This window comes from Parazoarcus communis (assembly GCF_003111665.1).
GTDB lineage: Bacteria > Pseudomonadota > Gammaproteobacteria > Burkholderiales > Rhodocyclaceae > Parazoarcus > Parazoarcus communis_B.
On record NZ_CP022188.1, the window covers coordinates 1,011,619 to 1,023,689 of the forward strand.

The following is a 12,071-nucleotide window of genomic DNA, read 5'->3' on the forward strand; positions in this document are numbered from 1 at the left end:
CCTCCTCACTGGGTGCGGTTGTATTCGTTCTGCGCGCGGGCGCGATTCTTCATCGCCAGCTCCCAGGCCGCCTTGTCACCCTTGAACACGGGGTTGTCCCAGGGCTGGCTGTCGGCCTTGCCCTGATACTTGCCCTGCTCGTAAGTGACCACCTGCGGCTGCTCGCCACAGCCCGCCAGCCCGCCGGCCAGCGCGACCGCGGCCAGCATCGACATCAAGCCTCGTGCGCTCATTTCGCGCCCTCCTTCTGCTCTTCACCGTAGGCCGTCATCCAGCCCCAGGCTTCCAGGCCCTTGCCACGACGCAGCACGCGGTCGCGGAAGATGTCGGACACGGCAGCCGAATCGCCCGCCAGCAGCGCCTTGGTCGAGCACATCTCGGCACAGGCCGGGAGCTTGCCTTCGGCCAGACGGTTGGAGCCGTACTTGGCGTACTCCTCCTTGGAGCCGGTCTCTTCCGGACCACCGGCACAGAAGGTGCACTTGTCCATCTTGCCGCGCTCGCCAAAGGCACTCGGGCCATTGGGGAACTGCGGCGCACCGAACGGACAGGCGAAGAAGCAATAGCCGCAGCCGATGCACATGTCCTTGTCGTGCAGCACCACGCCGCCATCTGCCTTGTAGAAGCAGTTGGTCGGGCACACGGCCATGCACGGCGCGTCCGAACAGTGCATGCAGGCCACCGACATCGAGCGCTCGCCCGGCACACCGTCGTTGATCGTCACCACACGGCGTCGGTTGACGCCCCATGGCACCTCGTTCTCGTTCTTGCAGGCGGTGACACAGCCGTTGCACTCGATGCAGCGCTCTGCGTCACACAGAAATTTCATGCGTCCCATTATTCTCTCCTCCCCCTCAGGCCTTCATGACCCGGCACAGGGTCGTCTTGGTTTCCTGCATCATCGTCACCGAGTCATAACCGTAGGTGGTCGCGGTGTTGACCGACTCGCCACGCACGATTGGCGCTGCACCTTCCGGGTAGTACTTGAGCATGTCCTCGCCCTGCCACCAGCCGGAGAAGTGGAAGGGCAGGAACACCGTGCCCGCACCCACCCGCTCCGTGACCTGGGCACGCACCTTGAGCTTGGCCTTGGTCGGTGACTCGACCCACATGTAATCGCCGTTGCGGATGCCCTGGTCGTTGGCGTCCTTCGGGTTCACTTCGGCGAACATTTCCTGCTGCAGCTCGGCCAGCCACGGGTTGGAGCGGGTTTCCTCGCCACCGCCCTCGTACTCGACCAGGCGTCCCGAGGTCATGATCAGCGGATATTCCTTGGAGATGTCCTTGACCTTGTCCTGCAGCGACTTGTACAGCGTGGGCAGACGCCAGAAGGCCATCTTGTCGGCGTGCGTCGGGTACTTCTCGACCATGTCCGGACGCGGCGAATAGATCGGCTCGCGGTGCAGCGGCACCGGATCGGGGAAGTTCCACACCAGCGCACGCGCCTTGGCGTTGCCGAAGGGGTGGCAACCGTGATTCTTCATCACCACGCGCTGGATGCCGCCGGAAATGTCGGTCTTCCAGTTCTTGCCCTCGGCCAGTGCCTTTTCCTCGTCGGTGAGTTCATCCCACCAGCCGAGCTTCTTCAGCAGCACATGGTCGAACTCGGGATAGCCCATCTGCAGGTCCGCACCCTTGGAGGCCGAACCGTCCTCGGCGAGCAGCGACACGCCGTCGCGCTCGACGCCGAAGTTGGCGCGGAAGTTGCCGCCGCCGTCCATGACGTGCTTCGAGGTATCGTACAGGTTGGGCGTACCGGGGTGCTTCATCTCGGGGGTGCCGAAGCAGGGCCACGGCAGACCGAAGTAGTCGCCGTCGCAGGGACCGCCCGAAGCCTTCAGCGTTTTCACGTCGAAGGTGTGCATGTTCTTCATGTGCAGCTTGAGACGTTCGGGCGACTGGCCGGTGTAGCCGATGGTCCAGGTGCCGCGGTTAATCTCGCGCAGGATGTCCTCGATCTCCGGCTCGTCCCAGCCCTGCTTGTCCTTGTTGAGCTTGACGTTCTTCACCAGCTCGTCGCCAAAGCCGAACTTCTTGGCGAAGGCATACATGATGGTGTGGTCAGGCTTGGACTCGAACAGTGGCTCGATGACTTTCTCGCGCCACTGGATGGAGCGGTTCGACGCGGTGCAGGAGCCGTAGGTTTCGAACTGGGTCGCCGCCGGCAGCAGATACACCCCTTCCTTGCGCACCATCGCCGCCATCGACGCCGTGGCCGACGGATAGGGGTCGATCACCACCATGGTGTCGAGCTTCTTCATCGCCTCGACCATCTCCGCACCACGCGTCTGCGAGTTGGGCGCATGGCCCCAGTACACCACCGCGCGCAGGTTCGAATCCTGGTCGATCAGTTCGTTGTCCTCGAGCACGCCGTCGATCCAGCGCGATACGGTGATGCCCGATTTGGTCATCATCGCCTCGGAGGCGTAACGCCCCTTGATCCACTCGTAGTCCACGCCCCACACCGTAGCCCAGTGCTTCCACGAGCCGGCAGCCAGACCGTAGTAGCCCGGCAGCGAATCGGGGTTGGGACCGACGTCGGTCGCGCCCTGCACGTTGTCATGGCCGCGGAAGATGTTGGTGCCACCACCGGACTTGCCCACGTTGCCCAGCACCAGCTGCAGGATGCACATTGCGCGCACGTTGGCGTTGCCGACGGTGTGCTGGGTCTGGCCCATGCACCACACCACGGTCGACGGCTTGTTCTTCGCCATCGCCTCGGCGACCTTGAAGACCTGCTCTTCCGGAATGCCGGTGACCTCGGTCACCTTCTCCGGCGTCCAGGTCATGATCTCTTCCTTGACCTTCTCCAGGCCAAAGACGCGATCGTTGATGTACTTGGTGTCTTCCCAGCCGTTCTTGAAGATGTGGTACAGCATGCCCCAGATGAAGGGGATGTCGGTACCGGAACGGATGCGCACGAAGTAGTCGGCCTTGGCCGCGGTGCGGGTAAAGCGCGGATCCACGACGACCATCTTGGCGCCGTTTTCCTTGGCGTGCAGGATGTGCAGCAACGACACCGGATGCGCCTCGGCTGCGTTCGAGCCGATGAACAGCATCGCCTTGGCGAACTGCATGTCGTTGTAGGAGTTGGTCATCGCGCCGTAACCCCAGGTGTTCGCAACGCCGGCCACCGTGGTGGAGTGGCAGATGCGGGCCTGGTGGTCACAGTTGTTGGTGCCCCAGAAGGACACGAACTTGCGCAGCAGATAGGACTGCTCGTTGTTGTGCTTGGACGAGCCCACCCAGTACACCGCGTCCGGACCGCTTTCTTCGCGGATCTTCAGCAGGCGGTCGCCCACTTCGCTCAGGGCCTGCTCCCAGCTGATCTTCTGGTACTTGCCGTCGACCAGCTTCATCGGGTACTTCAGGCGATGTTCGCCGTGACCGTGCTCGCGCACCGATGCACCCTTGGCGCAGTGCGCGCCGAGGTTGATCGGGGAGTCGAACACCGGCTCCTGACGCACCCAAACGCCATTCTTCACCACCGCATCCACCGCACAGCCCACCGAACAGTGGGTACACACGGTGCGCTTGATTTCCTCGCCACCGGCCATACGGTTCTCAGCCGACTCGGCCGCTTCGGCGCTACCGATCAGGTTGTAGGGCAACTGGGTGGCAATCGCGCCCGCCCCCATGCCGAGGCCGGAATGCTTGAGGAAGGCGCGGCGGTCCATGGTCTTGCCCATGATGCGGGCGGCCGAGCTGCGCAAACGCCGGTTGCTGCTGCCGCTCGCGACGGCACTTTTCCTGGTCAACATCGTTTGCTCTCCTTCAGATGCGCGCAGTGCGGTAGTAGTTGCGCATGTGCTCGCTGGTGCCGACGCGCTCGCTGGAGGCGGTACTCTTCACCGCCTGCTCCACTGCCGGTGCAGCCGGCCCGCTCGCCACCGTGGCCACCGCTGCCGCACCTGCGGCACCGCCAGCCCCGAGCGACAGCAGGAAATTCCGCCGCGACAGCTTGGTCTTGTTTTCGCTCATCCTCGTTCTCCCCATCAATTAGACGGACTGCGGGCCACGACCGGCCCGATCACACCATGTCGAACGCCTGGCGCTCGATATCGAAAAAGGCCTGCAGCAGACTGCCGACCCGTACATAGAAACTGGCCGACGGCGCTGCCGCGACCTCCGCCACAAAAGCGCCGTACCACGGCGCCAGGTGGCGACTGAAAAATGCCTGCTGGCGCACCAGGCCCTCGTCGTCCGGGCCGGTCACCACCAGGTGCCGCATCACTTCGGCCAGCGCGGCGATGTGGTCCTCAGTTTCAGCCACGCCTTCGCGACGCCCGAGCCCGAGTTCGAGCAGGTCCTCGCGCAATTCGGCGAGTGGCTCTTCCTGCAGGAAGCCGGTCAGATACCAGGAGCCGTTGAGCATGACTTCGGCACGACCCACGCCCTGAAACAAGGCGGAATACTCGGCCCCGACCGCCTCGGCCGTGGTCGCTGCCGCGGCTTCGCCAAGGGCCGCCCAGGCCTCCGGGAAGGCACCCTTGCCTGCACCCAGCACCTGCGCAGTCCGGCTCAGCCCTTCGAGCAGGGCCGCATCCGGCGCAGCAAAGTACAGGCGCGCAAGCAGCGCATAGTGTTCGGCACGGGCACGGTCCTCATCCGACCACGCCGGTGCGGGCTGCAGACTGCGGGCATCGGTACTCATCGGTGCATTCATTCGGTCATGTCCCAGGCTTTGGTGCTCTTCTCGTTCTTCATCAGGTCGATCACCCTGCAGTCGCCGCACATGCGCAGGCGGCCGAGTTCGGTGGCCGAGGCAAACATCGAGTGGCCGGTGAGGCGGGAGATCATGGCCTCGATCATCGGCGAAGCGCCCATCGCCTTGCCGCAGCTCACGCAGTGGAAGGTGTCGGCTTCGCGCAGCTTGCGCGCGCGGCGGGCCTCGTCACCGAACAGCAAGCGCGGTTCGAGACTGAGCGCCGACTCCGGACAGGCATTCACGCACAGTCCGCACTGCAGGCAGTTGCGTTCGATGAAATCGAGGCGGTAGGAGTCGTTGGACGCGCGCAGCGCACCGGCCGGACAGGCACCGGTACAGGCCATGCACAAGGTGCACGCATCGCTCGCCATGACCTGCCCGAAGGGCGCCCCGGCCTTGAGTGCCACCATTGCCGGCACACCGGCTTCGGTGCGCGCCGCCGGCGCTTCGGCGACCAGATGTCGCAGCGCCAGATCAAGGGTTTCGCGCTTCTTCGGCAGCAGGCGGAAACTCGCCGGCCGGCTCACGGCAGTTGCCGGAGTCCAGTCCCACAGCGCGCGCTCGAGCTTTTTCCAGTCGTCGGCATCGGCTGCATCGACGATACGCACCGGCTCGCCGGCATAGCCGAGCGCACCGAGAATCGCCGCAGCGTGTCCGGCCTGAGCCTGAAGCGGCGCGGGATCGTGACTGCCGGCCGTCAGCACCGCCACCTGACAGGCGCCCAGCGCCAGGGTGCCAAGCATCAGGTCGAGGCCGATCGCATCCGCACTCCAGATTTCAACCGGAATCACCCGTGCCGGCAGGCCGCGACCGCGGCGCGCCAGCCGCTCGATGAGCTTGCCGCCGGCGTCAGCCGCGTGAAAGAGCACGCAGGCATCGCTGCCACCGGCGCGCGCATATTCGGCCAGTACGGTTTTGACCTGCAGGCCGACGTCAGGCACCCGTGGATACTGGAAGGACAGCGCACCCGACGGGCACACCGTGCTGCAGGTGCCGCAGCCCTTGCACAGATAGGGATCGACCGCGATCACGTCACCGTTGCTGCGGATCGCCTCGGTGGAGCAGACCTCGATACAGTTGTTGCAGCCCGACTTGCGCGAGCGGCTGTGTGCGCACAGCCCGGACTCGAACGCCACATAACGCGGCTTTTCGAACTCGCCGACGCATTCGCCGAGGGCCTGAACCGCCAGCGCCTGATCGAAAGGATCGCGACCGGGCGCGGCATAGCCGTCGGGCAGCTCGACGCGCTTGAGCAGAGGCTCGGCCTGCAGATCGAGCACCAGATCGAACTGCTCGCTGCGTGCAACATCCTTGCGGGAAAAATCAATCGCGCCAATCTCTCCACAGGCAGTGACACAGGCGCGATGACTCTTGCACTTGTTCGCATCGACCTGAAAATCGAAACCGATCGCACCTTCCGGACAGGCCTTGATACAGGCATTGCAGCGCACGCACAGATCGAGATCGATCGGGTTCTGCTGCGCCCAGCTCAGTTCGAACGCGCCCAGGTGGCCCTTGAGCGCCAGCGGACGACCTGACCACACCTGACAGGTGTTCTCGGCCGGCAGCTCGACTTCGCCCGCGCGCTCGGTCATCAGCACCGAGACATCGAAGCTGGACGCCAGACGCTCCGCCCAGCCCAGTGCTGCGCCCGCTTCGCCGACGATCAGCAGCGCGCGTCCGGCATGCATCTGCACGCCGGTCACCGGCTCGACGTCGGGCAGGGTGGTCGCCGCTGCGATCAGGGCTGCCATCTTCGGCGTCACCGCTGCGCGCTCATCCGACCAGCCGGCGTTCTCGCGCAGATTGAAAAAGCGGATCGGGCGGGCAGAATCGATCGAGTCGGCGAGTTCGGAGAACAGGGCCGACTCCTGCGTACAGGAAACCGCCACGTCGCACCCGGCGGCAAGGTCGGCCTCCAGCACCGGCAGTTCGCGGCGGCAGAGTTCGTGATGAACCGAGACACCGGCGCCGGACGAAAGTCCGCTCAGCCGCTCGGCGTCGAGGTCGAAGCTGCGATTGCAATCGCAAAGACGGATCTGTTTGCTGCTATTGCGCATTGGCCCACATCCTTTGAGGTGTGGACTTAAAGCAGTCTCCGGGCCTATGCAAACCACCTCATAAGCGCAAAAAGAAACCAGAACACCTGAGCAGAACGGAAATCAACGCACTGCAAGGACAAAATGTCCCATCCAGGCCAATATGTCGCATCAACTCAATTTATTGCGACGCAATATTGGAATGCGCAGTTCATGCCGCATGATTCAGCCATTTCCCCGCATCATCGACAGCAAACGCAGGGCAGCACCGGGAAACCGGCGATGGCCCCTCAGCGACCGGAAGAAGCAGATTGCTCCATGGGCGCGGCTTCGACACCCCCGGCAGGAGATGCTTCGCCCCCCGCTATCGCTGGGCAAGGCTGGGACGGCGCGCTCGGCGCAGGCTCGGCCGCGCCCGCTTCCGGCAGCAAGGCGTCGCCCGCTGACGCCTCGTCCGGGGTCTGCGCCACCTGCTGCGACGTCGACTCGGCAGCGGCGTCCTCCTTCTCATCGCGGTCGGCCAGCCACTCGGCCGCCGAGCGCAGCTTGGCCAGCAGTTCCGGCGGAATCGGCGTCGACACGGAGTAGTCGTCGATGTAGATGTCCAGCCCGTCCATCACATTGAAGTGCGGGTCATTGAACAGCTTCTTCAGCGCCTGCCGACGCAGCCCCTCGCTCACCTCATCCTTGAGGAAGGCGGTGAAATCGGAGTCGAGTGCAAGCGAGGCGATATCCGGCAACGCAGCCGGCTCCGCCACCTGATCGACGCCTGCCGGCGACCCACCCTCGACAGCCGCAGCGGCCGCGGGCGGAACAGTTGCCGCGGGGGCCTGCTGTTCCGCCTCGGCCCTGGTCTCCGCCACCGGCGCCAGCTTCAGGCGTGACCAGCGCGACAGGAACCGTCCCGGTGTGCTCATGCCCGCCCCCTGTCCTGCGCCAGCGGATCATTGCGCCGCACCTTCCTGCGCGGCGCCGGCTTGTAATGCGTGTTGACGAAGTCGCCCACCCAGTCAGCCACCTCGCGCGACATCGGAATGCCATCCACCTGCTCGCCGGAATCCAGCCAGCGCGCCGCCTCTCCATAACTTACGGAAGTGACCTCGGGCGCTGCAATCTCGCCCTCCTTGCGCCACATCACGAAGACCTTGGGAATCGGCGAACTCATGTTGAGAAAGTAGTTGTCGACCTCGTCGCGAAAAAGCTCCAGCCGGAAGCCGTCAAACAGCCACTGATCGCGATCGTCTTCGTTCAGGATCTGGCGCGGCGCCGGCCTCGGCGCGCCCGGCTCGGACTGCGCCTCGGCATCGAACGCCGGCACCACCCCCACAGCCTCCCAGGCCTCATCGACCCAGCGATTCTGCAAGCGTCGACGCTCCATGATCACGGCTACGGGAAAGTGGTGCATGCGGGCATTCCTTGGATGGGTACGAATCTCGTTTACAGAATACGTCAGCCAGCGGCCGCGCGCATCGCGGCGCAGACTCCGCACCGCCGCCACTGCCCTGCATTGTGGACCGCCCTCACATACAATCGATCCATGCTCATTCCAACGCTCAACCTGATTGGTCCCGGCCGCCTCGGGCGCACCCTCGCCCGTCTGTGGCAGGACAAGGGCCTGGTGCGGATTGGCGCCGTCGCCGGCCGCGATGCCGGACGCTGCAGTAGCGCATGCCAATTCATCGGCGGAGGCACGCCCATCGTCGAGGGCCCGCTGCCAGCCGCCGAACTGTGGCTGATCGCGACACCGGACGACGCCATCGCCGGCATCGCTACTCGTCTCGCAGCAGACGCTGCACTGCGCCCGGGCGACATCGCATTTCACTGCAGTGGCGCGCTCGCCTCAGCCGTACTCGCCCCTCTGCAGACAAGCGGCGCCCACACTGCGAGCATCCACCCACTCAAGTCCTTCGCCAGCCCGGATACCGCAATCACAAGCTTCGACGGCACATTCTGCGCCTGCGAGGGCGAGCCCGAAGCCTTGCAGCGCCTCGCCCCCCTGTTCGACGCCATCGGCGCACGCCGTTTTGCAGTGGCGTCCGAACACAAGCTGCGCTACCACGCCGCCGCAGTACTGGCCTGCAACCACCTCGTCGCGCTGATGGAGGCCGCACTGCGCTGCATGGAAGGCGCCGGCGTGAACCGCGACACCGCATGGTCCGCACTGCAACCACTGGTCGCCGGCACGCTGACCAACGTCGACCGCAACGGCACCCGTGCCGCACTGACCGGGCCGGTGGCACGCGGCGACAAACAGACCATCCGCGACGAGATCGACGCGACCACAGACCTGGACCCCGACCTTGGCGAAGCCTACCGGGTGCTGTCGCTGGTGGCGCTCGGTCTCGCCCCACCCGAAAACGGCCTCACCCGCGCCGACATCTCAGGCAGTTCAAAGGGGTCAGAGTCGTTTGAACGCCGATCAAACGACTCTGACCCCTTTGAACGATGAGGCTACAATCCCCGCTCCACCCCATGGCAAGGCCCGCATGAATCTCCCGACCGCCCGACGCCCTGTGCTCAGCAGCGCCAGCCGACCGCTCACCGTCACTATTCCCGCCGTCAACGAGCACGGCGAACAGGTGCCCACCGCGATTGCCGGCGAGCACCCGCTCACGCTCTACGTCGACAAGCGCGAGATCGTCACCCTGATGACCCTGGGCGCCGCCCCCGAAGCGCTGGCCATCGGTTGGCTGCGCAACCAGCGCCTGGTCAAGAGCCTGGACGAGATCGCCTCGGTACAAGTGGACTGGGACGTCGAAGCCGTCTCCATCACCACCCGCAACGGACTGCAGGACGCTGACGAACGCCTCGGCACCCGCACGGTCACCACCGGCTGCGGCCAGGGCACGGTCTTCGGCGGGCTGATGGACGAGATCGACAGCATCCGGCTGCCTGCCCAGCGCAGCCTGTCGCAGGCCACGCTCTATGCACTGATGGACGCCGTGCGGCATCACGAGTCCATCTACAAACAGGCCGGCGCCGTACACGGCTGTGCCCTCGCACACGCCACGCCCGAAGGCAGCGAAGTGCTGATGTTTGTCGAAGACGTCGGCCGCCACAACGCGGTGGACGCGATCGCCGGCCACATGTGGCTGGACGGGCTCGACGGCAGCGACAAGATCTTCTACACCACCGGCCGCCTCACCTCAGAGATGGTGATCAAGACGGCACAGATGGGCATCCCCTTCCTGGTTTCACGCTCCGGTCTCACGAAGATGGGCTGGGACATCGCGCAGAAACTCGGCCTGACCATGATCGGTCGCGCCCAGGGCAAACACTATCTGCTGTTCAGCGGCGAGGAGTACTTCAAGCGATGAGCGCCGAGAAAATCACCGGCGTCGTTCTTGCCGGCGGCATGGGCCGTCGCATGGGTGGCGTGGACAAGGGCCTGGTCGAACTCGACGGCAAACCGATGGCTGCCCATGTGCTGGCACGGCTCGCCCCTCAGGTCGATGAGCTGATGATCAACGCCAACCAGAACACCGAGGCTTACGCGGCCTTCGGCCACCCCGTGTTCGGCGACGACATCCCCGACTTTGCCGGCCCGCTCGCCGGTCTGCATGCGGCGCTGGTGCGCGCCAGCCATCCGCTGGTGGTCACCGCCCCCTGCGACTCGCCCTTTCTGCCCGCCGATCTCGTTGCCCGGCTCGCGACCGCGCTGCACGCCAAGGCAGCCGACCTCGCTGTCGCCAAGACCTTCGACCAGGCGCATCCGGTGTTCGCCCTGTGCCGGCGCACGCTGGCCGATCACCTGCACGCCTTCCTTGCCGGGGGCGGGCGCAAGATCGACCGCTGGTACGGCAGTCTCAACATCGTCGAAGTCCCCTTCGACGACGAGGAAGCAGCGTTTCGCAACATCAATACCCGCGATGAACTCAGCGCAGCCGCAAGCGGCACCCTGTCCGGTGGCCGTGACTGATCGCGACCTGCCCCGCCCGGCCGGCGATGCTGCAGCAGACAGCCCCAACCTGACCGCGCGTCAGGCCGCGGCCTACCTGCACCTGAACGAGAAGAAGCTCTACGAGCTCGCCAATGCACGCGAGATTCCCGCGGTGCGCGTCGGCGGGAAATGGCTTTTCCCGCGCCCCTTGCTGGAGGAGTGGCTGCGCGAACAGGCGCACGGCGGTGTGCTCACCGATCGCCTGCTGATCACCGGCAGCGACGACCCGCTGCTCGCGGCCGTCGTCACCTCGCTGGTCCCGCAACTCGGCGGCGAAGCCTATGTGGCCTACAGCCCCACCGGCACCCTGCCGGGACTGGAGCTGCTGGCCCGGCGCCGTGCCAACATCTGCGCCCTGCACTGGGGCGGCGTCGATACCAGCGCAGCCCAGCACAGCATGCTGCTGCGCCGCTTCAGTCAGCACCCGCAATGGACTCTGGTGCGTCTGGCGCACCGCGAGCAGGGCGTGATGCTGCGCCGCGAGCTCAGCATCGACGGCATTGAGACGCTCGCCGCCTTCGACTACCGCTGGGCGATGCGCCAGCCCGGCGCCGGCTCACGTCACTTTCTTGAATCGGCACTGGCCAGCCGCGGCTTTCGACCCGATGACTGCAGCGTGGTCGCCGAAGCCCGCACCGAACGCGAGGCCGCCGGCCTGCTGGCACGCGAAGAGGCCGACTGCGCCCCCGGCACCCGCGCCGCCGCGGCCGAGTTCGGTCTCGGCTTCATCAGCCTCGGCTGGGAAGCCTTCGACCTCGCATTGCCACGCGAAATCGTGTTTCGCAAACTGTTCCAGCAACTGCTGCAGTGCTACGGCAGCGCCGACATGCAGCGCCTGGCCACGCGCCTGGGCGGCTACGACCTCAGCCCGCTGGGGCAGGTGCTGGGCAGCGATTAAAAGCGAAGTCTACGACGAAGTCGGCCACCGCCTGCGGATCGTTGATGTCGAGACAAGGCAAGGTCGTGCTCACCGCCACGTCAGTTGCCACCGCAACGATGTTGGGGTCGTCCGGAAACAGCAGCGGCTCGGGGACCGCGTCACGATGCACCTCGATCTTCGGGATCGCCGCGCGCTTGAAGCCCTCGACCAGCACCAGATCACAGTGCGACAGCTTTCCGAGCAGATCGTCCAGCGACATCTCGTCCTCGCCGCGTAGCTCGTGCATCAGCGACCAGCGCAGACCGGAGCTGATCAGCACCTCGCGGCAACCAGCGTGGCGGTGACGCCAGGAATCCTTGCCCTGGTGGTCGATATCGAAGGTGTGGTGGGCGTGCTTGACCAATGACACCGCGAGACCGCGCTGCGACAGGATGCCGATCACCTGCTCGACCAGCGTCGTCTTGCCACTGCCGGACCAGCCGGCGAATCCGATCACTTTCATCG

Annotated in this window: 13 protein-coding genes; 4 read left to right on the top strand and 9 right to left on the bottom strand. The window is 65.4% G+C overall.

The window, feature by feature from the left end; translation table 11 throughout:
• Positions 1-5 precede the first annotated feature (5 nt).
• The 8 genes from CEW87_RS04720 to CEW87_RS04755 all read right to left on the bottom strand — a co-directional run bounded on the left by CEW87_RS04720 (position 6) and on the right by CEW87_RS04755 (position 8,152).
• A complete protein-coding gene (locus CEW87_RS04720; RefSeq protein WP_108949791.1) occupies positions 6-233 on the bottom strand; it encodes a hypothetical protein in 228 nt (75 codons plus the stop codon).
• Positions 230-838: a formate dehydrogenase FDH3 subunit beta gene (gene fdh3B / locus CEW87_RS04725; protein ID WP_108949792.1), complete on the bottom strand. Its 609-nt coding sequence runs from the start codon at positions 836-838 to the stop codon at positions 230-232. Before fdh3B ends, CEW87_RS04720 begins: the two co-directional genes overlap by 4 nt.
• A 16-nt stretch (positions 839-854) precedes the next feature.
• Positions 855-3,761, bottom strand: coding sequence for a formate dehydrogenase subunit alpha (locus CEW87_RS04730; protein ID WP_108971671.1), 2,907 nt, complete (start codon positions 3,759-3,761; stop codon positions 855-857).
• 13 nt (positions 3,762-3,774) lie between these two features.
• Positions 3,775-3,981, bottom strand: a complete 207-nt coding sequence (locus tag CEW87_RS04735; protein WP_108971672.1) for a hypothetical protein — start codon at positions 3,979-3,981, stop codon at positions 3,775-3,777.
• A gap of 49 nt (positions 3,982-4,030) precedes the next feature.
• Positions 4,031-4,654 (bottom strand): TorD/DmsD family molecular chaperone, encoded by a 624-nt coding sequence (locus CEW87_RS04740; RefSeq protein ID WP_234421666.1) that lies wholly within the window; start codon positions 4,652-4,654, stop codon positions 4,031-4,033.
• 8 nt (positions 4,655-4,662) lie between these two features.
• The gene (locus tag CEW87_RS04745; RefSeq protein ID WP_108971674.1) at positions 4,663-6,768 is read right to left on the bottom strand and encodes a 4Fe-4S binding protein; all 2,106 of its coding nucleotides are present in this window, start codon (positions 6,766-6,768) and stop codon (positions 4,663-4,665) included.
• A gap of 269 nt (positions 6,769-7,037) precedes the next feature.
• On the bottom strand, positions 7,038-7,664 hold the full coding sequence (locus CEW87_RS04750) for a DUF3306 domain-containing protein (RefSeq protein WP_108971675.1): 627 nt from the start codon (positions 7,662-7,664) through the stop codon (positions 7,038-7,040).
• Positions 7,661-8,152 (bottom strand): DUF3305 domain-containing protein, encoded by a 492-nt coding sequence (locus CEW87_RS04755; protein ID WP_108971676.1) that lies wholly within the window; start codon positions 8,150-8,152, stop codon positions 7,661-7,663. Before CEW87_RS04755 ends, CEW87_RS04750 begins: the two co-directional genes overlap by 4 nt.
• A gap of 132 nt (positions 8,153-8,284) precedes the next feature.
• Between CEW87_RS04755 and CEW87_RS04760 the strand changes: the two genes are divergently transcribed.
• Genes CEW87_RS04760 through CEW87_RS04775 form a run of 4 tightly spaced genes read left to right on the top strand, consistent with a single transcriptional unit; the run spans position 8,285 to position 11,585 of the window.
• Complete coding sequence (locus CEW87_RS04760) at positions 8,285-9,196, top strand: Rossmann-like and DUF2520 domain-containing protein (RefSeq protein WP_159098082.1); 912 nt, start codon at positions 8,285-8,287, stop codon at positions 9,194-9,196.
• Between the two features lie 37 nt (positions 9,197-9,233).
• Positions 9,234-10,064, top strand: a complete 831-nt coding sequence (locus CEW87_RS04765) for a formate dehydrogenase accessory sulfurtransferase FdhD (RefSeq protein WP_108971678.1) — start codon at positions 9,234-9,236, stop codon at positions 10,062-10,064.
• Positions 10,061-10,666: a molybdenum cofactor guanylyltransferase MobA gene (gene mobA, locus CEW87_RS04770; protein WP_108971679.1), complete on the top strand. Its 606-nt coding sequence runs from the start codon at positions 10,061-10,063 to the stop codon at positions 10,664-10,666. The genes CEW87_RS04765 and mobA overlap by 4 nt, the downstream gene beginning before the upstream one ends.
• The gene (locus CEW87_RS04775; protein WP_234421667.1) at positions 10,659-11,585 is read left to right on the top strand and encodes a helix-turn-helix transcriptional regulator; all 927 of its coding nucleotides are present in this window, start codon (positions 10,659-10,661) and stop codon (positions 11,583-11,585) included. Before mobA ends, CEW87_RS04775 begins: the two co-directional genes overlap by 8 nt.
• Here the strand turns inward: CEW87_RS04775 and mobB are convergent.
• On the bottom strand, positions 11,551-12,069 hold the full coding sequence (gene mobB / locus CEW87_RS04780) for a molybdopterin-guanine dinucleotide biosynthesis protein B (RefSeq protein ID WP_108971681.1): 519 nt from the start codon (positions 12,067-12,069) through the stop codon (positions 11,551-11,553). The two genes, CEW87_RS04775 and mobB, sit on opposite strands and share 35 nt — an antisense overlap.
• Positions 12,070-12,071 lie beyond the last annotated feature (2 nt).